At 73.3% G+C, this 17,531-nt stretch carries 21 protein-coding genes and 1 tRNA gene; 6 read left to right on the plus strand and 16 right to left on the minus strand.

The features are described 5' to 3' along the window. Positions 1-7: 7 nt before the first annotated feature. From ABD120_RS21440 to ABD120_RS21455, 4 genes are all read right to left on the minus strand, one after another. A complete protein-coding gene (locus ABD120_RS21440; protein WP_343951742.1) occupies positions 8-490 on the minus strand; it encodes a hypothetical protein in 483 nt (160 codons plus the stop codon). Positions 491-569: 79 nt separating this feature from the next. Further along, the gene (locus ABD120_RS21445) at positions 570-1,109 is read right to left on the minus strand and encodes a hypothetical protein (RefSeq protein ID WP_343951743.1); all 540 of its coding nucleotides are present in this window, start codon (positions 1,107-1,109) and stop codon (positions 570-572) included. Next, on the minus strand, positions 1,099-1,599 hold the full coding sequence (locus tag ABD120_RS21450; protein WP_343951744.1) for a hypothetical protein: 501 nt from the start codon (positions 1,597-1,599) through the stop codon (positions 1,099-1,101). Before ABD120_RS21450 ends, ABD120_RS21445 begins: the two co-directional genes overlap by 11 nt. Further along, a complete protein-coding gene (locus tag ABD120_RS21455; RefSeq protein ID WP_343951745.1) occupies positions 1,596-2,339 on the minus strand; it encodes a hypothetical protein in 744 nt (247 codons plus the stop codon). Before ABD120_RS21455 ends, ABD120_RS21450 begins: the two co-directional genes overlap by 4 nt. A 223-nt stretch (positions 2,340-2,562) precedes the next feature. On the opposite strand from ABD120_RS21455, the gene ABD120_RS21460 reads away from it, so the two are divergent. After that, positions 2,563-3,363: an alpha/beta fold hydrolase gene (locus ABD120_RS21460; protein ID WP_343951746.1), complete on the plus strand. Its 801-nt coding sequence runs from the start codon at positions 2,563-2,565 to the stop codon at positions 3,361-3,363. On the opposite strand, the gene ABD120_RS21465 is transcribed toward ABD120_RS21460, so the two are convergent. After that, a complete protein-coding gene (locus ABD120_RS21465) occupies positions 3,355-4,860 on the minus strand; it encodes an MFS transporter (protein WP_343951747.1) in 1,506 nt (501 codons plus the stop codon). The genes ABD120_RS21460 and ABD120_RS21465 overlap by 9 nt on opposite strands. A gap of 88 nt (positions 4,861-4,948) precedes the next feature. Here ABD120_RS21465 and ABD120_RS21470 point away from each other — a divergent pair. The 3 genes from ABD120_RS21470 to ABD120_RS21480 all read left to right on the plus strand — a co-directional run bounded on the left by ABD120_RS21470 (position 4,949) and on the right by ABD120_RS21480 (position 7,998). Further along, positions 4,949-5,021: transfer RNA gene (locus ABD120_RS21470), tRNA-Ala, on the plus strand. A gap of 23 nt (positions 5,022-5,044) precedes the next feature. After that, a complete protein-coding gene (locus ABD120_RS21475) occupies positions 5,045-6,403 on the plus strand; it encodes an SDR family NAD(P)-dependent oxidoreductase (RefSeq protein WP_343951748.1) in 1,359 nt (452 codons plus the stop codon). Then, positions 6,397-7,998, plus strand: a complete 1,602-nt coding sequence (locus tag ABD120_RS21480; protein ID WP_343951749.1) for an ankyrin repeat domain-containing protein — start codon at positions 6,397-6,399, stop codon at positions 7,996-7,998. The genes ABD120_RS21475 and ABD120_RS21480 overlap by 7 nt, the downstream gene beginning before the upstream one ends. On the opposite strand, the gene ABD120_RS21485 is transcribed toward ABD120_RS21480, so the two are convergent. From ABD120_RS21485 to ABD120_RS21500, 4 genes are all read right to left on the minus strand, one after another. Further along, positions 7,982-8,341: an MFS transporter gene (locus ABD120_RS21485; protein ID WP_343951750.1), complete on the minus strand. Its 360-nt coding sequence runs from the start codon at positions 8,339-8,341 to the stop codon at positions 7,982-7,984. The two genes, ABD120_RS21480 and ABD120_RS21485, sit on opposite strands and share 17 nt — an antisense overlap. After that, positions 8,334-8,618, minus strand: coding sequence for a hypothetical protein (locus ABD120_RS21490; RefSeq protein WP_343951751.1), 285 nt, complete (start codon positions 8,616-8,618; stop codon positions 8,334-8,336). Before ABD120_RS21490 ends, ABD120_RS21485 begins: the two co-directional genes overlap by 8 nt. A gap of 203 nt (positions 8,619-8,821) precedes the next feature. After that, entirely contained in the window at positions 8,822-9,958 is a 1,137-nt protein-coding gene (locus tag ABD120_RS21495) for a retropepsin-like aspartic protease (protein ID WP_343951752.1), read from the minus strand. Next, positions 9,955-10,563 (minus strand): ArsR/SmtB family transcription factor, encoded by a 609-nt coding sequence (locus ABD120_RS21500; RefSeq protein WP_343951753.1) that lies wholly within the window; start codon positions 10,561-10,563, stop codon positions 9,955-9,957. The genes ABD120_RS21495 and ABD120_RS21500 overlap by 4 nt, the downstream gene beginning before the upstream one ends. Before the next feature lie 98 nt (positions 10,564-10,661). On the opposite strand from ABD120_RS21500, the gene ABD120_RS21505 reads away from it, so the two are divergent. After that, positions 10,662-11,159, plus strand: a complete 498-nt coding sequence (locus ABD120_RS21505) for an HAD domain-containing protein (RefSeq protein ID WP_343951754.1) — start codon at positions 10,662-10,664, stop codon at positions 11,157-11,159. A gap of 24 nt (positions 11,160-11,183) precedes the next feature. On the opposite strand, the gene ABD120_RS21510 is transcribed toward ABD120_RS21505, so the two are convergent. From ABD120_RS21510 to ABD120_RS21540, 7 genes are all read right to left on the minus strand, one after another. Further along, on the minus strand, positions 11,184-12,350 hold the full coding sequence (locus ABD120_RS21510; protein WP_343951755.1) for an RNA polymerase sigma factor: 1,167 nt from the start codon (positions 12,348-12,350) through the stop codon (positions 11,184-11,186). Continuing rightward, on the minus strand, positions 12,347-12,691 hold the full coding sequence (locus ABD120_RS21515) for a YciI family protein (protein ID WP_343951756.1): 345 nt from the start codon (positions 12,689-12,691) through the stop codon (positions 12,347-12,349). The genes ABD120_RS21510 and ABD120_RS21515 overlap by 4 nt, the downstream gene beginning before the upstream one ends. Continuing rightward, positions 12,688-13,020, minus strand: coding sequence for a YciI family protein (locus tag ABD120_RS21520; protein ID WP_343951757.1), 333 nt, complete (start codon positions 13,018-13,020; stop codon positions 12,688-12,690). Before ABD120_RS21520 ends, ABD120_RS21515 begins: the two co-directional genes overlap by 4 nt. Further along, positions 13,017-13,628 (minus strand): hypothetical protein, encoded by a 612-nt coding sequence (locus tag ABD120_RS21525; RefSeq protein ID WP_343951758.1) that lies wholly within the window; start codon positions 13,626-13,628, stop codon positions 13,017-13,019. The genes ABD120_RS21520 and ABD120_RS21525 overlap by 4 nt, the downstream gene beginning before the upstream one ends. Beyond that, positions 13,625-14,383 (minus strand): MerR family transcriptional regulator, encoded by a 759-nt coding sequence (locus ABD120_RS21530; protein WP_343951759.1) that lies wholly within the window; start codon positions 14,381-14,383, stop codon positions 13,625-13,627. Before ABD120_RS21530 ends, ABD120_RS21525 begins: the two co-directional genes overlap by 4 nt. A 33-nt stretch (positions 14,384-14,416) precedes the next feature. Beyond that, the gene (locus tag ABD120_RS21535; protein WP_343951760.1) at positions 14,417-14,740 is read right to left on the minus strand and encodes a hypothetical protein; all 324 of its coding nucleotides are present in this window, start codon (positions 14,738-14,740) and stop codon (positions 14,417-14,419) included. Positions 14,741-14,804: 64 nt separating this feature from the next. Further along, a complete protein-coding gene (locus ABD120_RS21540; protein ID WP_343951761.1) occupies positions 14,805-16,745 on the minus strand; it encodes a HelD family protein in 1,941 nt (646 codons plus the stop codon). A 50-nt stretch (positions 16,746-16,795) separates the two neighbouring features. Between ABD120_RS21540 and ABD120_RS21545 the strand changes: the two genes are divergently transcribed. Next, positions 16,796-17,389 (plus strand): TetR family transcriptional regulator, encoded by a 594-nt coding sequence (locus ABD120_RS21545; RefSeq protein WP_343951762.1) that lies wholly within the window; start codon positions 16,796-16,798, stop codon positions 17,387-17,389. Positions 17,390-17,531 lie beyond the last annotated feature (142 nt).

The following is a 17,531-nucleotide window of genomic DNA, read 5'->3' on the forward strand; positions in this document are numbered from 1 at the left end:
GACCGGGTCACGGGCAGGTGCGTCCGCCCGCCGGGGCCCGCTTCGGCAGGCCCAGTTCGCGCAGGACGTCCTTGGTGTACGCGGGCGCGCGCACCCACCCGTGCTGGACGGCGCCCTTCTGCTTCGGCGTGCGCACCACCGGGCCGCGCGCCGCGTACGGGTACACGAACTGGAGCAGCACCGGCGTGTCACCGGGCGGGCCGTACCACTCCAGGCGGTAGCACGGGCCGAGCCGCCCCGGCGGGCGGCGCGAGCCGAACGTCTTCGGCATGAACGCGTAGACGGCGGCGTGCGCGGAGGTGCCGGTCCGCAGCGTGTTGAGCCGTGTGTCGCGCGCCCGGCTGCCCGGCACCACCTTGATCGGCGCCGACAGCCCGGGACCGGTGAGCCGGCCGTGGGAGATCCCCTTGGCCAGTGCCGGAGTCGCCGTGAGCAGCGGCACCAGCAGCGCCGTCACCGCCAGTGCCACGGACAGGAAGATTCGTCTCATGCCCTCTCTACCGAGGGCGGGACCGGAAGGTTCCGCGTGGCCGGCGGGTGCAGGGCCGGCGAGCGGAGGGTGGCCCGCATCAGCACATGGCGATGGTCAGGTCGGTGTGGTGGGTGCCGTCCGGCCAGGTGACCTTGGTCTGGGCGTCGGAGCAGATGTACTGCGTCGCGCCCAGCTTCCACCGCCAGGCGTTGAGCCCGCTGCAGGATTCCAGCCGGATGACGTTGCTGTAGACCTCCTGGTGGACGGTGCCGGGCCGGTGCGTACGGCTGCCCTCGAAGTGCCGGTTGGCGGTGTTGCACGGGTAGGCGCCCATGCGCCAGCCGCCGAAGCACACGGACTTGCCGTCGCTCCACCAGTTGTTGGCGCCCTCGCCGTACCCGCCGGGGTAGGAGTTCTCGCAGCTGTTCTCGGTCCAGACGGTACTCGGACCGGCCAGGGCCCGCCGCTTGCTCGTCGCCCACTCAAGGGGGACGAGGGCGGCCGTCATCACCGAGACCGCGAGGCCCTTGATCAGGGTCCTGCGCCGGGCGGGTAAGGCGCCGATCAGGGTCTTGACCCGGCTGGGAGCCGCACCTGAAGGGGCGGCGTCCATCACCGGGATCTCGTCAAAGCGCATGGCTGCTCCTTGAGGATAGGAGTGTGGTCAGCAGTTCGGGCAGGTCGGTGTCGCCGTAGACGAAACGGCGGGCGATGACCGTGCCGGAGGGCGCGACGGCGTACAGGCAGGGGGCGTAGCCCTCGTAGAGTTCGGCCCACTGGTCGGCGTCGGCGTGCACGGGCCCGCCGGAGAACGCCGACGCCATGTGCGCCTCGGCGACCAGGCCGATGATGCGCAGCCCCGGCCACGACGTCTCGTGCAGCATGGCCCACGCCTGGTGGCAGATCGCGCAGGTGCTGTCCATCAGCAGGACGACGGAGGCGACCTCGCCGTCCTGCGGGCGCAGTTCGGGCACCACGGTCTTCTGCTCGTCGGCCAGTCGCACCGCCGCCGGGTTGAGCGCGGTCTGCTCCAGCACGCGCAGCCGGGAGTAGACGGCGCCGACGGCCACCAGTGTGAACAGCGAGATGAGCAGGGAGAGCAGGGTGAGCGCGAGAGGCAGGCTCACGCTGCCCACGTCACCCTGAGGCCCGAGAGGACGTCGTCCACCAGGGTGCCGTCGGCGGCGCGCAGGGCCCCGGGACCCGGTTCCGGGATGAAATGGACGGTGTAGACGGCGCTGGCGTTGGCGAAGGTGTACTTCCACTCGTACGGCGTGCCCGCGAGCCGCTGCTTCTCGTCCGGGTCGAGGTCGAGGGCGACCCGCCACACCTCGCTGTCGCCCCGGGTGGCGCCCTGCCAGTCGGGCAGGGCCTCACGGGTGGCGCGGGCGTCGGTGGCGATCACCTGGAAGCCGTCGCCGGCACCGATGACGGTCGTGGCGAACTGGTGGAGGACCGACGGGCGGCGGGCCCGCAGGACGGCGCCGTCGGGACCGTCGGCGAAATCGACCGCGGCGAGGACGGTGTTGAGCACCGAGCGCCGGGGCGCGGGCCCGTTGAACCAGGTCTTGGCCTCGTTGTACGGTCCGACCCACACCAGGCAGCTGTCGGAGCGGTCGGCGGCCTCGTACAGGGTGAGGTCGTAACCCTGGCGGCGGAAGGTCTCTACCCGGCCGCCGGGGAACACGTGGGTGGGCAGGGCCTTGTTGCCGCCCCGCTGGGTCAAGGTGAAGGCGCGGGCGAAACCGGGACCGGCCAGCTTGGTCAGACCACTCCAGTGGAGCGTGCCAACGGACTGCGGGACCTCGATCGTCAGTCGGGCGCCGTCGGCGGCGGCGCGGGTCAGTCGGGACAGCGTGATCGTCATAGATGCCCCCATCTGTACGCGGTCGCCAGGCGCTCCGCGTGATCATTTGCCGGGCTCGACTCTATGTGACACAACACCGCCCATCAACAGTTTCTATGGGAAAGCTGTCATTCCCGATGGATGCCCTCTGACCTGCGTTTGCGGCTGTCCGACAAGCGGGGGACCGGCACGGACGGCCTATGCTGAGTGGTCGGATTCTGATGATTCACGGAGTGATGTCTTCATGGCGGTCGAGCGGATCGACGTCCCCGGCGGTCACCTGGCCGCCGAGATCGACGGTGACGGCCCCCCGGTGGTGCTCGTCCACGCGGGTGTGGCGGACCGCCGTATGTGGGACGGTGTCGTGCCCGCGCTCGCGCGGCGGCACCGGGTGATCCGTCCGGATCTGCGGGGGTTCGGCGAGTCGCTGCCCGCGAGCGCGCCGTTCAGCCACCCGGGCGACCTGGTCGCGCTCATGGACGCCCTCGGCGTCGAGCGGGCCGCGTTCGCGGCGTCCTCCTACGGCGGCAGGGTCGCCCTTGACCTCGCGGCCGCCCATCCCGGCCGGGTCGTCTCCCTGGCGCTGCTGGCCGCACCGCTGCCCGGCCACGACTGGTCGGCGGCCATGCGCGAGTACGACGCCGAGGAGGAGGCGGCGCTGGACGCCGGCGACCTCGACAAGGCTGTCGACCTCAACCTGGACATGTGGGTGCGCGGCCCGTCCCGGGAGTGGGACGGGCCGCTGCGCGCGCACGCCGAGCGCCTCAGGCGGGCCGTGCGCGTGTCCCTGGAGAACCAGCGGCGATCGGGAGAGTACGAACGCGGCGCCGTACCGGACCTGGTGGCCGCGCTGCCCGCGCTCGACCTGCCGGTGCTCGTCGCGGCCGGAACCCGCGACCTGCCCGATTTCGCCGACCTGGCCGCGCGGCTGGCCGCCACCCTGCCTCGCGCGGAGCGGGTGAGTCTGCCCGGTGTCGGTCATCTGATCCCGGTCGAGGACCCGGCGCGGACGGCCGAGCTGCTGCTGCGCCATCTCTCAGCGTAGGTTTCTCAGGAACACGGCGACCAGGGTCGCGGCGGCCAGCGCCAGCCCCGCGCCCACCACCGCCGAGATCTGCAACCCGCCGGTGAAGGCCGCCCCCGCCGAGGCGAGCAGTTCCTCGGCGGCCGGGCCGCCCACTCTGCCGGCCGCCTCGGCCGCGCCGCCGAGCGTGTCCGCCGCCTGTGCCGCGTCCTGCTCCGGCAGTCCAGCCGGTACGTTCACCCCCGCCCGGTACACCGCCGCCGCGACGCTGCCGAACACCGCCAGCCCGAACGCCGCGCCGAACTCCTGCACCGTCTCGGACAACGAGGAGGCCGAACCGGACCGCTCAGGTGGCGCCGAACCCACGATCAGGTCGGTGCCCAGCACCAGCAGCGGCGAGTTGCCGACGAAGAACAGCGCCTGACCCGTCACGACGGCCGCCAGCCCGGACTCCGTGGAGGCCAGCGACACCAGCAGCATGCCGGCCGCCGACACCGCGAGGCCCGAGCAGATCAGTACGGCCGGCCGTACCCACCGCGCCAGCAGCGGCGTCACGACGATGCCCAGCGCGACCGCGATCGACGGTGGCAGCGACCACAGCCCGGCCTCCAGGGGAGAGAGCCCGAGCACGAGTTGCAGGTACTGCGCCGCCAGCAGCCCGATGCCGGGACCGGCCAGGATGACCAGCATCAGCGCGCCCAGCGAGACCGAGAAGCGCCGCTCGGCGAACAGCTTGAGGTCGAGCAGCGGATCGGCCAGCCGCCGCTGCCTGCCCGCGAACACCACGGCTCCCGCCACCCCCGCCAGCAGCACGAGCACGGCGGCCGCGCTGGGGCCGTAGGCGGCGATCTCCTTCAGCCCGTACGTCATCGCCATGATGGCCGCCAGCGACAGCAGCACACTGACGCCGTCCAGCCTGCCCGGGTCCGGCGCGCGGTACTCGGGCAGCAGCAGCGGCCCCGCCACCAGCAGCACCGCCATCACCGGCACGCCCAGCAGGAAGACCGAACCCCACCAGAAGTTCTCCAGCAGCAGCCCGCCCACCACGGGGCCGAGGACCATGCCGCCGGTGAAGCCGGTCATCCACGCGCTGATGGCGACCGTGCGCTGGGCGGGGTCGTGGAACATCGTCCGGATCAGCGACAGCGTCGAGGGCATCAGCGTGGCACCCGCGACGCCCAGCAGCGCCCGTGCGGCGATCAGCAGTTCGGCGGTGGGCGCGTAGGCGGCCAGCAGCGACGCCAGCCCGAACGCGGCCCCGCCGATCAGCAGCAGCCGCCTGCGGCCGATGCGGTCGCCCAGCGTGCCCATCGTGATCAGTAATCCGGCCACCAGGAAGCCGTACACATCGTTGATCCACAGCAGCTGGGTGGCGCTCGGGCGCAGGTCCGCGCTGAGTTTCGGGGACGCGAGGTGCAGCACGCTCATGTCTATGGACAGCAGCAGCGTGGGCAGGACGAGAACGGCCAGACCGGCCCATTCCCGCCGCCCGGCCCTGGTCACAGTGGAATGGCTCATGTAAGGGGACGGTAGAACCTCAAGTCATCTTGAGGTCAATGCGCGGTCTCATACCATTAATGATCATTTGGCTATACTCCGGGGCAGCAAGGCCGTAGCGCAGAGGTCGTCGCACCTGAATGGCATTCAGGAAGACGCCGGTTCGAATCCGGCCGGTCTTGCTCCCACTCGTGAGGAGCCACCGATGCCGCCCCCAGACCCGGACGACCTGGCGGTCTGCCTGCGGGTCCTGTCCCAGGCGTGCGCGGCCGAGCCCGGCGACCCACGATGGGAGCAGGTGCGCCAGGCGGTGGCGGCGGTCCGCAAGTCCGAGAAGAAGGCCGCCAGAGCGGCCCGCCGGGCCGAGCGCCGCCGCCACGACCTCGCGATCCTGTCCGCCACGACCCGCTTCCAGGAGCAGGACCCGCCGACCGGCCTGCCCGGTCCCTCCAGGCCGCCCGCGGGACTCCTCGCCAGAGCCCGCCCCTGCTACGTGTGCAAGGCCGCCTACCGCGAGGTGCACGCCGACTACCACCTGCTGTGCCCCGCCTGCGCCGCCGAGAACGCCGCCCGCAGGCACGCCCGCGCCGACCTGGGCGGCCGCCGCGCCCTGGTGACCGGTGGCCGGGTGAAGATCGGCTTCCACGTGGCGCTGAAGCTGCTGCGCGACGGCGCCGAGGTGCTGGTCACCACCAGGTTCCCGCGCGACGCCGCCCGCCGTTTCGCCGCCGTGCCCGACAGCGGCGACTGGCTCGACCGCCTCCACGTGTACGGCGTGGACCTGCTCGACATCCCCGGCGTCGCCGGGCTCCTGGACAGCGTGAACGCCCGCTTCGACCACCTGGACGTGCTGGTCAACAACGCCGCGCAGACCATCCGCCGGCCACCCGCCTACCATCGCGAGGTACGCGCGGCCGAGGCCGCGCCGCTCACCGCCGCCGCCGCGCGGGTGCGGGTGTGGGACGGCCCGGCCGAGACCGGGATCTCCCCACGGAACGCCCGGAACCCGGCCCGCGTCGAACCGGCCGCGCACTTCCCGGCGGGACTCGGCGACGAGAGCGGCCAGCCGCTCGACCTGCGCGCGAGCAACAGCTGGATGCTGCGCCTGCACGAGGTGGACCCGGCGGAGTGGATGGAGGTGCAGCTCGTCAACGCCTTCGCGCCGTTCCTGCTCACCTCGCGGCTGCGCGGACTGCTCGCGGCCTCCCCCCGGCCGGACCGGTACGTGGTGCAGGTGTCGGCCATGGAGGGCAGCTTCTCCCGCCTCGCCAAATCCGTCAGGCACCCGCACACCAACATGGCCAAGGCCGCGCTCAACATGCTCACCCGCACCTGCGCCGAGGACTACGCCGCCTCCGGCATCCACATGACCAGCGTCGACACCGGCTGGGTGACCGACGAGCGCCCCCACCCCGTCAAACAGGCGGGCCGGGCGGCGGGCTTCCGGCCGCCGCTCGACGTGGTCGACGGCGCCGCCCGCGTGTACGACCCGATCGTCCGGGGTGTGGCGGGGGAGCGCCTGTCCGGGCTGTTCCTGAAGGACTACCGGCCGGCGCCATGGTGACGGACGCCTTCGCGGACCAGCTTACCCGGACCGACCTGCGGAGCTGGGCGCGCGTGCGCAGGTACGCCGTACCCGCCTGGATGATCGAGCAGGCCACCGAGCGGCGGCTGGCCGGCGACTGGCGGGGCGCGTGCGCGGCCGCGCACGTGAACGCCGAGATCGACCTCGCACGGGCCGCCCGCGAACTCGGCGCGGCCGAGGCCGGACGCCTGGCGGAGGACCTTCACCACCTGGTCCCCGACCTGCTGCACTGGCACCTGCCCAGGTCGCTCGGCGGGCGCAGCGTGCTGGACCCCCGCAGATCCGTCGTGCTCGACGCGTACGGCGGGCAGGTCCTGCACGCCGTCACGCCGCACATGGTCGACGGGCCGCAGTGGGTGCGGCTGCGGCTCGGCCCGCCCGGCCGCCGCACGCAGGACTGGCGCACCGCCAGGTACCTGTGGGACGCCCGCCGTACGGACGAACTGCGCGAGCGGCACGGCGGCCGGCCGCCCTTCTTCCACCTCGACGGCACCCCGCGCCCGCCGACGTCCCACGACGAAGGGGTGAGCCTGCTCCTGGAACACGGCCGGGTCGAGACGGCGTTCGCCGCCTCGGGCGTCGGCCTGGAGCCGGTGGATCCGCGCTGGCTGGCCGCGCTCGCCCGCTTTCCGCTCGACCTGCCCAGGCTGGGACGGGAACTGGCCGCACTCGGCGAGACGGGCGACGGCTTCTTCGTACGGTGGGCCGGACTCATCGTGCACCTGCGGACGGAGGAGGGCAGGCCGATCGCCCGGTGGGAGGGCTACGGCTTCCGCCTGGACCTGCCCGAGCTGGCCGCCGCGCACTGGCGGCGGCTGCCCGACCTCGACCTGCTCAGACACGGGTACCTGGGCCCCGGCGACCTGCACCCGCTGGTGCGCCGGTCCCTGTTCCCCGAGTGGACCGGTGAGCCGACCGGGCCGCCGGGACCGGAGCCGCCCCGGCCCGTCCGGGTGCGGTGCGGGCGCGAATGGCACGAGGTGGCCTCGCGCGACGGGGTCCTCGCCGTCCCCCACGACGAGGACGAGATCCGCCGCGAGCCGGCACCGGCCGCCCCCGGCGGCCCGATCGGCGGCTGCGCGGCCGCCCGGAGGGTCTGGACGCAGGGGCCCGGATGGCTGCCCAAGGGGCTGCGGCGGCAGCGCGCGGAGCTGTTCGCGCGGGTGCGGCACGGTGACACCCCCGCCGTGCTGTGGCTGCTGGAGGCGGGCGTCGACCCCCGGGTACGCGACTCGCGCGGGCGGAGCCTGCTGCACCACGTCCACCTGCTCGACCACCCGCTCCTGCTGCCCCGGCTCCTGGCGGCCGGCCTGGACCTGGAGGAGCGCGACCGCGCCGGCCGTACCCCACTGCACGTGGCCGTCGGCGACGGCGCCTCCGAAGCGGCCGTCAGGGCGCTGACGGAGGCGGGCGCGCGGCTCGACGTGGTGGACGAGGAGAACATGTCGCTGCGCGACCTGATCCGCCGCAACCGCTACGCCCACCTGGGGTTCCTGGCGGACGCGGTCCACCGCCTCGATCCGGACCTCGGACGCGCGAACCTCCCCGGCTTCTGGGTCATGGACGACGTGTGAACGGTCTTTCCGGCGACTCGGAGGACTCGTCGTCCTGGGTGGAGGGCGTCCGAGACCGGTCGGCGCGCAGACCGGGCGCCAGGCACACGGTGACGAGCAGTGAGGCCCCCGCCATCGCGGGCATGGCCACGACGGGCGAGGTGTGTTGGGCGATCACGCCCGCGAGCGCCGCCCCCACACCCTGCATGGTCATCATGCCGGAGGAGTGCAGCCCCAGCGCCTGCCCCCTGACGTCGGCGGGGGTGAGCGCCACCAGTCGTTCCTGGAGCGGCAGGCTCGCCGCGAACCCGGCGGAGGCCACCGCGACGGCCGCCGCCGCCACCGGCAGCGGCGGCTCAAGCATGAAGACCAGGTACGGCGCGGCCAGCAGCAGCCGCAGCGGAGCGGCCAGGCGCCTCGCACCCGACGACCAGCCCGTTCGGCACCCACAGCGCCAGGTAGACACGGCGGCGCGGCTTCGACGACCACAGCAGCGCGTTGGACCACCACGTCGCGGTGATCGACGGCCGCCCGGCGGCGCGCGCGGGCCGCCGGGTCAGCCCCGCATAGGCGATCAGCGCGGCGGCGAGTTCGAGAGCCGCCGCCGCGAGCAGTGTGCCGCGCGGGGACAGGACCGTCACCAGCAGCCCGCCGGCCAGGACGAGGACTGAGGACCGGCCGATCGCGGGCGCGGTGCGGACGGGTCCGGAGGACGGCCCAGCCCCGGCTCCACCTGGTCACCCGTCCTCGGCCTGCGTCCGTAGATCCCGGCCGAGTGTCCTGCCCAGGTCGCAGGCGCGACCGGCTCTGCGGAGCCAGGCGGCTGTCCGGACGGGGCGGAGGGTCAGGTGTGTCCGGGTCTGAAGGTGTACTCGTGGCGATCGAAGTCGAGGGTCCAGGCGTACCGGGCGAGGAACGCCTGCGAGAGCAGGCCGTCCACCTTCACCCCACCCAGCTCCGACCAGGGCGTCCGTCGGCCCGGCGCGATCGACAGCAGGTGCCCGTCCTGTTCGAGCGGGCCCAGCCGCAGCGGGCGAGCGGCCCTGAGGTGGGTCCCGGACAGTTCGCCGGGCGCCAGGCCCCAGGACCGGTACTGGCTCCTGCTGGCGAGGACGGCGGCCTGGCGCAGCGTGCCGCCGTCCTCCAGTAGCTGGACCAGTCCGGAGTCGACGAAGAAGGTCAGGTCGCGCTCGCCGTAGCCGCCGGCGGCGTACATGAAGTGGTCGCCCCACAGACGGAACGGCATCCGTGTGCCCCCGGGCGGGACGGCCGATCCGCGGGGGGCCAGCAGCAGCCGGGCCGCCGGGGTGTCGATGGTGGACAGGAACCGCCGCAGCAGGCAGGTGCCCATGATCACCAGGTCCTGGGGGCCGGTGAGCGTCGGCAGGATGTCCACGGGCACGTTCGTGAGCACCGTCCCGCCCAGGTTCAGCTCGCCCACGAGACCCGTGCGGGCGGACACCGAGGTGACGCCGTGGAAGCTGCGCCCGTTCGGGACCGACACGATGCCCGCCTCTGCCGCCCGTTCGGGGCCCATCACCAGGAAGGTGCCGCCGGTGTCGAGGTGGAGGAGCGTGTGGCGGCCGTTGAGCGTGGCCGCGACGGCGGGCAGGTACGGGGCCAGCGGGTGGTCGGCGAACGGCAGCTCGACCGGACCGGCCGCCTCCACCGTCATCGGGTGATCGCGGCGTAAGGCCAGGTGCGGCGGGATGCGGCGATGTCTGCGGCACAGGTGCTCACAGGCCCGGCCAGGCTGGTCGAGGTGCAGCCAGGCGTCGGCGATCGGCCGGTCCAGGGCGCGGGGCCGGCGGCGGAGCCCGTCGTAGCGGGTCAGCGCCTCCTCCAGCCGGCCGCGTACGAGATCGGCCAGGATCGGCAGCCGTTCGTCCCCTGCGGAGGCGGCGAGCCGCGCGGCCTCGTCGATGTCGCCGGCCCGCCACGCGGTCCGGGCGGTTGCCGTTCGCGGCCGGTGCGGTGTCATGACCGCTCCGGTCCGGTCGTGACCGTGCCCGGCTCGCCCGGCCCGGGCCCGGGCCCGGGGTCGGGGTCGGGGTCGGGGGAGGCGCCCGAGGCCGGATCGCCCGGCCTGAGATCGTGTGTGGCGGCCAGGATCGCCAGCAGGGGGATGACGGCTTGCGGATAGATGTCGTAGGCGCCCCGCCTCCGCTGGGTGATCAGCCCGGCCCGCTGCAGTTCGCGCAGGTGGTGGTACAGGTGTCCGGTGGAGCTCTCCCCGCCCAGCGTCTCCTGTAGCTCGGCGGAGGTACGCGTGCCGCCGACGAGCCCGCTGAGGATCGCCAGCCGGGGCGGGCTGCCCATCGCCTCCAGCACGGTGGCGGCGTGCGTCCGGTCGGCCGCCATGAGGTCGTCGACCTCGCGCTGGCCCGCCCACGTGTACTCCAGGCCGTTGACGTGGACGGTCCCCTGGTAGGCCACCGTTCCCGAGGTTCCGTTCTCGGTGGCACGCTCGCGCAAGCGGTGGGCCAGGTCCAGCGCGAGCGTGCTGGGGGGCTCGGCGGAAGTTCGCTCGGCCCGCCGTTCCAGCCGGGCTATCCGCTGTTCCAGTGCCGCCAGGCGATCTTCCATGCTTCCTCCGATATTCCGATATTTCGTAACATCGTAGGTTGGTGGGCTGGAACGGGTCAATCCCCGGGTTCGGCGTCCTCGCCGCTATCGTGGCGGGCGTGGACGATCACCCGTTACGCCCGCTTCTGTTCCTCGACGTCGACGGCACCCTCCTGCCGTACGGCGCGCCGCCCCCGTCCGGCCTCGCCGAATGGGACCTGTGGCAGAGCGCGGCCAACCCGCAACTGGCCAAACTCGTCCCCGCCCACGGCGCCCGCCTGCTTGCCCTCGGCTGCGACCTGGTGTGGGCCACCGCGTGGATGGACGACGCCAACGACGTCGTCGCCCCCCGCCTCGGCCTGCCCCGGCTCCCAGTGGCAGACCTGCCGGACGCGCCCGAGGAGGACGAGCCGGACGTCCTGCACTGGAAGACCTCGGCGCTGGTCGCGGCGGCGGGCGGCCGGGCCTTCGCGTGGGTGGACGACGAGATCGGCGACCTCGACCGGCAATGGGTCGAAGCCAATCATCCCGGGCGGGCGCTGCTGCTCCGCGTGGACGGGCGCACCGGGCTCACCGACGCGGACTTCGCCGTCCTCGACACCTGGGCGCGGGCCTGACGCGGCCGCTCGCCGTCCGTCCGGTCACAGCTCCGCGCGCCGCGCCTGAAGGAACTCGCGTTCCGGTACGGTCCCCACCAGCGCCAGCGCCCGCGTGTACTCGGCGGCGGCCTCCTCCAGCCGCCCCAGCCGCCGCAGCAGTTCGGCGCGCGCCGCAGGCAGCAGATGGTGGCGCGGCAGCCGCTCCTCCAGCCCCTCCAGCAACTGCAGCCCGCGCTCGGGCCCCCGCGCCTCGGCGACGGCCACGGCCCGGTTCAGCCGGACGACGGCCGAGCCCGTCAGCGCCTCCAGCAGCGCGTACAACTGGGCGATGGCCGGCCAGTCGGTGTCCTCGGCCCTGGCGGCCGTCGCGTGCTCGGCCGCGATGGCCGCCTGCAGCAGGTACGCCCCGGGCGGCCCCGGCCGCATGATCGCCAGTGCCTCCCGGATCTCGTCGCGGTGCCAGCGCGAACGATCCTGCTCCGCCAGGGTGACCAGCCTGCCTTCGGCGTCCACACGGGCGTCGCGGCGGGCGTGGTGCAGCAGCATCAGCGCCAGCAGAGCGGCCACCTCGTCGTCGTCGGGCATCAGCCCGGCCAGCATCCGGGCCAGCGCGATGGCCTCGGCCGCCGGTTCGTCGCGGATCAGCCGCTCTCCCTCCGCCGCCGCGTACCCCTCCGTGAAGATCAGGTAGAGCACGGCCAGCACCCCGTCGCGGCGGGCGGCGAGCTCCGGCCCGGCGGGCACCCGGTACGGGATGCCCGCCTGGCTGATCTTCTTCTTGGCCCGGGTGATCCGCGCCTGCATGGTCGTCTCGGAGACCATGAACAGGCGGGCGATCTGCCGGGTGCCGAGCCCGCCGACGCAGCGCAGCGTCAGCGCCACCCGCACCTCCATCGACAGGGCCGGATGGCAGCAGGTGAAGATCAGGCTGAGCCGGTCGTCCGAGGGCTGCTCACTCTCGTCGACGATCAGCAGCGGCAGCTTGCGCGCCGCGACCGCGTTGCGCCGCCGCCGGTCCGCCGCCCGGTTGCGGGCGGCGGTCAGCAGCCACGCGGGCGGGTTGTCCGGCAGCGGCGGCCACGCCGACACCGCCGAGGCGAAGGCGTCCTGCAGGGACTCCTCCGCCGCGTCCAGATCCCGCAACTCGGCGGTGAGGATGGCGAGCAGGCGCGCCCAGTGGTCGCGGTACGCCCGCTCAAGCGGGTTCATCCCGAGGACTCCACCACCGGCCGCACCTCCACGATCTCCTCGGGGCAGGCCCTGGCCAGCTCGATCGCCGCGTCCAGGTCGGCGGCCTCGACGATGTAGAAGCCGCCCAGGTGCTCGACCGTCTCGGCGAACGGCCCGTCGGTGCGCAGCGCGTCGCCGCCGGAGCGGCGCAGCGTCACCCCCTGCTCGGGCCCGTGCAGCGCCTCGCCGCCGACCAGGGCGCCGCGTTCGACGAGCAGCGCGGTGAACTTCTCGTGCTCGGCCATGATCGCGGCCTGTTCCTGTTCGCTCGCCTCGGCCCAGGCCCCCGTGGCGCTGTACAGCAGCAGAGCGTACTTCATCCCGCGATCTCCCTCACGTGCACGTCCGAGGGCATCTGCCCGGCCAGTTCGACGGCCTCCTCCATGCTCGCGGCCTCGACGACCACATAGCCGCTGATCTGCTCGACGGTCTCCGCGTACGGCCCGTCGGTGATCAGGACCTGGCCGCCGTGCTTGCGCACGGTCGTGGCGGTCGGGGAGGGGGCCAGCTCGAACCCGCCGTGGTGGGCCCGGCGCTCGGCCAGCATGGCCTCGAAGCGGCCCCACTCGGCGTAGAGCGCGTGCCGCTCCTGCGGCCCGGCCTCGGCCCAGGGCCGTTCGTCGCCCACGGCGAGAAGCAGGTATTTCATGGGTTTTCCCTTCTGTCACCCCCATGACGTGCGGGAGGCGTGGATATCGACAGCGCTGCCAGGAATTCTCGCGGATCGTCCACGAAGAGGCGCAGCTCCCGCGCCGAGCCCGTTCGTCCCAGCGGCCGCGTGTACGCGACCGGCTCGGCCAGTTCGACGACGACGTTGGTGCGCGCGTCCACGACGAGGGCGAGCCGTTCGCCGTCCGCCTCCAGGAATCCGCCGTCGTGTGTGCGGGCGACGGCGCGGGCACCGACCAGGAGGCGGCGGGGCACTCGCAGGTCGAAGGCGCCGCCCGAGCGCAGCCGTAACTCGCCGTCGGTGACGACATGGGGTCGCACCCGCGCGGCGGCGATCATGCCCAGCATGGACAGCACGAAGTAGGCGTGCAGCGCCATCAGGACGAGCGAGCCGAAGAACAGGTCCAGCACCACGCCCTCGACCACGATGGCGAACACCCACATCCACATGGTGGTCGCGCTGTTCCGGTCGTAGCCGAAGGCGCGCCCGTCCTTCACGCCGTGTCTGCGGCGGGCGATCCAGTACCCGAGGCTGGCCAGGTGGCGGGCCTCGACGGCGAGCAGGCGGCCGGCCGCGCGCCCCCTCACGAGCCCGCCAGCAGGGCGATGACCCGGCGGACGACCACGCTCTGGGCGGGCGGCAGGTCGGCGAGGAAGGCCCGTATGAAGGCGTCGGACTCCTCGGGGATCCGGAACTCGCCCGCTGGCAGCAACGCGGACGGGGTCAGCTCGATCAGGCGCCGGGCCAGCTCGTCGACGCGGGGGTCGTCCTCGTCGAGGTCGGCGTCGGCCAGGGCGTCGAGCTCGGAGAACACCTCCTGCACGCGGGCCGCGTGGTCCGCGTCCGGCTCCGGCATGCTCAGGAGCGAGGCGATCACGTCGGGCCGGTCCCGGTCGGCGAGAGTGGTGTCCAGCAGGGCCAGCCATTCGCGGTCGCGCTGGGCCATCTCGCCCTCGGCCTGCGGCAGCCGTCCCAGGACGGTGGCCATGTCGGGCGAGACGGCGTCGTCCGGGTGGAGCTCGTCTTGCGCGAGCAGGGGCGCCAGCCGGGCGCGGCGGTCCCTGATCTCCTCCTCCTGCCGGGCCAGGTCCTCGTCTAGTTCGACGAGGACCTCGCGCAGTTCCCGTCCCCGGTCGTCGTCGAGGACGTCGCGGATCTCCTCCAGCGCCAGTCCGAGCTCGCTCAGCCGGCGGATCCGCGCCAGCGTGACGGCCTCGCGCAAGGTGTACTCGCGGTAGCCGTTGGCCAGCCGCCTCGGCTCGGGCAGCAGGCCCAGATGGTGGTAGTGGCGTACCGCCCTGGTGGAGACCCCGGCCAGGGCGGCGAGTTGTCCGATGCGCATGCCCCCATCTAAAACGTTGACGCTACGGCGGGGTCAACGAGACAGGCCGGCGAAGACGAGGTACCCGAGGAGCATGCCCACCACCATCAGCACGCCGGCGGTGACGGCCGCCCACTTGCCGAGCTGTTCGCCCCTGGTGTGGCCGACGATGCCGAGCACGATGCCGATGGGCCCGAAGACGATCGGCAGGATCAGCAGGGCCAGCCCCGCGCAGACGAAACCGAAGATCGAGAAGAGCTGGGTGCCCGAGCTGGGTTTCGGCTGGCCGTAGGGCTGCTGGTACGGCGGAGCCTGATAGGAGGGCGGAGGCGTCGGCGACTGGTCGTCGCCGGGCGGCGGGTTGTCAGGCGTGGTCATGACCGGCTCCCTCATCCAGGTTCACCACCCATCACATCGCACTCGATCCACCCTGTCGAGCCGGTCAGGCGATGAGCTGCGCGGGAAGCGGCCGGGTGTGCACCACGTCGAGGCGGGAGACGGCCCGGGTGAGCGCGACGTACAGGCGGTTGAGGCCGCGCCGCTCGCCTTCGGCGATCTCGGCGGGCTCGGCGACGATCACGTGGTCGAACTCCAGTCCCTTGGCGTCGGCGGCCGGGAGCACGCTCACCCGTCCGCCGAGGTCCACGCCCCGGTCCCAGAGGGCCTCGGACAGCTTCTCCGAGGTCCGCGCGGAGGCGATGACGCCGACGGAGCCCTCGCACTCCAGCGCGGCGCGGACCGCCGCCGCCACCTCCTCGCGCAGGTCGGCGCCCGCGCGCACGCTCACCCGCCCGTCCTGCCTGAACGACGTCGTGGGCGGTACGGCCACCTCCAGCGCGGCCAGCAGCCGGTTGGCCAGCTCGACCACCGAGGCGGGCACCCGGAAGCCGGTGGTGAGCGCGACGACCTCGGCGCCGGGCTTGCCGAGCGCGTCGAGCTGCCGCGCCCAGTCGCGCGCCGCCCACGGCGTGGTGGCTTGGGCCAGGTCGCCGAGGACGGTCAGCGAGCCGTACTCGCTGCGGCGGGCGATGGCGCGGCACTGCATCGGCGACAGGTCCTGGGCCTCGTCCACGATCACGTGGCCGTAGCCCCTGGGGCGGTCGAGCAGCCCGGCCAGCTCGTCGAGGAGCACGGCGTCGGCGGCCGTCCAGGCGCCCTTCCTGCGCGGCCGCGAGGCGGACAGGGCGGCGCACTCGGCCTCGGACAGCAGGCCCTCGCCCGCTTCGCGCGGGTCGGCGAGCAGTTCGGCCAGCACCTGGTCGGGTTTGGCCGACGGCCAGACCCGGTCGAGGAAGGGGGTGACCTGCCGGCCCATCCGCTTGACCCAGGCGGCGGTCGCGGTGACGCCGCTCAGCTCGGCCTGCCGGATGACCAGGGCCATCACCTGGGCGCGTACGCGCTCGCGGCCGACCGCGTACGGGACGTCGGCGCGGCGGGTGTCGTCGACGATGCGCAGCAGGTGCTCCTCCTGGACCCGCCAGCGGGTGGCGCCGTCGGTCACCACGACCGGTTCACCGGGCCTGGTGATCCGCGCGTACAGCGCCCGGCGCAGCACGCGGGCCATACGGGCGTCGTGCTTGAGCTCCTCTCCCGGCCCCTGTCCGGCCGGACGGCCGCCGAGCAGTTCGTCGAGTGTCGTCTGCTCGACCTCGACCTCACCGAGCGCGGGCAGCACGGCCGCGATGTAGCGCATGAAGGTCCGGTTGGGCCCGAGCACGAGCACGCCGGAGCGCTCCAGCCGCTGCCGGTGCGTGTACAGCAGGTAGGCGGCGCGGTGCAGGCCCACGGCGGTCTTGCCGGTCCCCGGCGCCCCTTGGACGCAGACGCTGTCGGCGAGGTCCACCCGGACCAGGTCGTCCTGGTCGGGCTGGATGGTGGCGACGATGTCACGCATGGGGCCGACACGGGGCCGCTCGATCTCGGCGGCCACGATGGCGCTGTCGCCCTGCTGCCCGCTGGTCAGGCGCTCGTCCTCGAAGCCGGTCAGCGCCAGGCCGGACCAGCCGAAGCGGCGGCGGTTGTCGATGCCGTACGGGTCCCGGGCGCTCGCGCGGTAGAAGGCGCGGGAGACCGGGGCGCGCCAGTCGATGACGACGGGCGGTTCGCCGTGCTCGCCGGACAGGTGGCGGCGGCCGAGGTAGTAGGTGCGCCCGGCGTGCTCGCCCGCGCCGAAGTCGAGGCGGCCGAAGAAGGGCGGGCCGTCGGGGGCCTCGCCGAGTTCCTTGACGAGGGTTCTGAGATGGATGCCGAGCCGTTCGGCGCTGTAGCCGCTGCTCGCGACGGTCTCGCCGATGACGACGTTGTCGCGGGCGGCCTCCAGCATGCGGCGCAGCGCGGCGCGGCATCTTTCGACGTACCGCTGTTCCTCGTCGAGTGCTGACATCGCCCCTCCACTTAACCGAGTTAACTTTTTAACTAGGTTAACATGGGTGGGTGACCGGACTTCGACAGCTCAAGCGCCAGCAGACCCACCAGGCCATCTCCGAGGCGGCGATCGCGTTGTTCCTGGAGCGAGGCTTCGACGAGGTGTCCGTGGCCGAGGTCGCCGCCGCGGCGCGGGTGTCGAAACCCACGCTGTTCAAGTACTTCGCGGCCAAGGAAGACCTCGTCATGGACCGGATCTCCGACCACAGGGGCGAGGCCGCCCGGGTGGCCTCGGCCGGAGGCGCCGACCCGGTGGGGGCGCTGTGCGAGCACTTCCTGCGGGGGCTGGAACGGCGCGACCCGGTGACCGGGCTCAACGACACGCCCGCCGTGCTCGCCTACCACCGGCTGGTGTTCGAGACGCCGAGCCTCGCGGTGCGGGTGGCGCACTACATGGAACGGGAGGAGGCGGCGCTGGCGGAGGTGCTGGAGGAGCGCCACGACGCGCTGGCGGCGGCGGTGCTCGCCGCCCAGCTGCTGGCCACACAGCGGGTGCTGGCCCGCCGCTTCTGGCTGCGTCTGTCGGAGGGTGCGTCGGCCGACGACCTGTACCCCGAGGCGGCCGCCGCCGTCCGCCGCGCCTTCGGCGACCTCGTGCGGTGACCGCCCGGGACGGCGCGCCACGGCGACCTCATGCGGTGACCCGTCCGGGACGGCGCGCCACGGCGACCTCATGCGGTGACCCGTCCGGGACGGCGCGCCACGGCGACCTCGTACGGTGACCCGCCCGCCGCGCCGCGTTGAC

Source organism: Nonomuraea longicatena (assembly GCF_039525605.1).
GTDB lineage: Bacteria > Actinomycetota > Actinomycetes > Streptosporangiales > Streptosporangiaceae > Nonomuraea > Nonomuraea longicatena.

What these genes read in the sequence shown, in the direction of transcription:
- ABD120_RS21445 (WP_343951743.1), bottom strand. Translation starts at nt 1,109, where the DNA reads ATGCGCTTTGACGAGATCCCGGTGATGGACGCCGCCCCTTCAGGTGCG.
- ABD120_RS21515 (WP_343951756.1), bottom strand. Translation starts at nt 12,691, where the DNA reads ATGAAGTACGCTCTGCTGCTGTACAGCGCCACGGGGGCCTGGGCCGAG.
- ABD120_RS21510 (WP_343951755.1), bottom strand. Translation starts at nt 12,350, where the DNA reads ATGAACCCGCTTGAGCGGGCGTACCGCGACCACTGGGCGCGCCTGCTC.
- ABD120_RS21440 (WP_343951742.1), bottom strand. Translation starts at nt 490, where the DNA reads ATGAGACGAATCTTCCTGTCCGTGGCACTGGCGGTGACGGCGCTGCTG.
- ABD120_RS21465 (WP_343951747.1), bottom strand. Translation starts at nt 4,860, where the DNA reads ATGAGCCATTCCACTGTGACCAGGGCCGGGCGGCGGGAATGGGCCGGT.
- ABD120_RS21455 (WP_343951745.1), bottom strand. Translation starts at nt 2,339, where the DNA reads ATGACGATCACGCTGTCCCGACTGACCCGCGCCGCCGCCGACGGCGCC.
- ABD120_RS21520 (WP_343951757.1), bottom strand. Translation starts at nt 13,020, where the DNA reads ATGAAATACCTGCTTCTCGCCGTGGGCGACGAACGGCCCTGGGCCGAG.
- ABD120_RS21540 (WP_343951761.1), bottom strand. Translation starts at nt 16,745, where the DNA reads ATGTCAGCACTCGACGAGGAACAGCGGTACGTCGAAAGATGCCGCGCC.
- ABD120_RS21480 (WP_343951749.1), top strand. Translation starts at nt 6,397, where the DNA reads ATGGTGACGGACGCCTTCGCGGACCAGCTTACCCGGACCGACCTGCGG.
- ABD120_RS21460 (WP_343951746.1), top strand. Translation starts at nt 2,563, where the DNA reads ATGGCGGTCGAGCGGATCGACGTCCCCGGCGGTCACCTGGCCGCCGAG.
- ABD120_RS21495 (WP_343951752.1), bottom strand. Translation starts at nt 9,958, where the DNA reads ATGACACCGCACCGGCCGCGAACGGCAACCGCCCGGACCGCGTGGCGG.
- ABD120_RS21475 (WP_343951748.1), top strand. Translation starts at nt 5,045, where the DNA reads ATGCCGCCCCCAGACCCGGACGACCTGGCGGTCTGCCTGCGGGTCCTG.
- ABD120_RS21535 (WP_343951760.1), bottom strand. Translation starts at nt 14,740, where the DNA reads ATGACCACGCCTGACAACCCGCCGCCCGGCGACGACCAGTCGCCGACG.
- ABD120_RS21485 (WP_343951750.1), bottom strand. Translation starts at nt 8,341, where the DNA reads ATGCTTGAGCCGCCGCTGCCGGTGGCGGCGGCGGCCGTCGCGGTGGCC.
- ABD120_RS21530 (WP_343951759.1), bottom strand. Translation starts at nt 14,383, where the DNA reads ATGCGCATCGGACAACTCGCCGCCCTGGCCGGGGTCTCCACCAGGGCG.
- ABD120_RS21500 (WP_343951753.1), bottom strand. Translation starts at nt 10,563, where the DNA reads ATGGAAGATCGCCTGGCGGCACTGGAACAGCGGATAGCCCGGCTGGAA.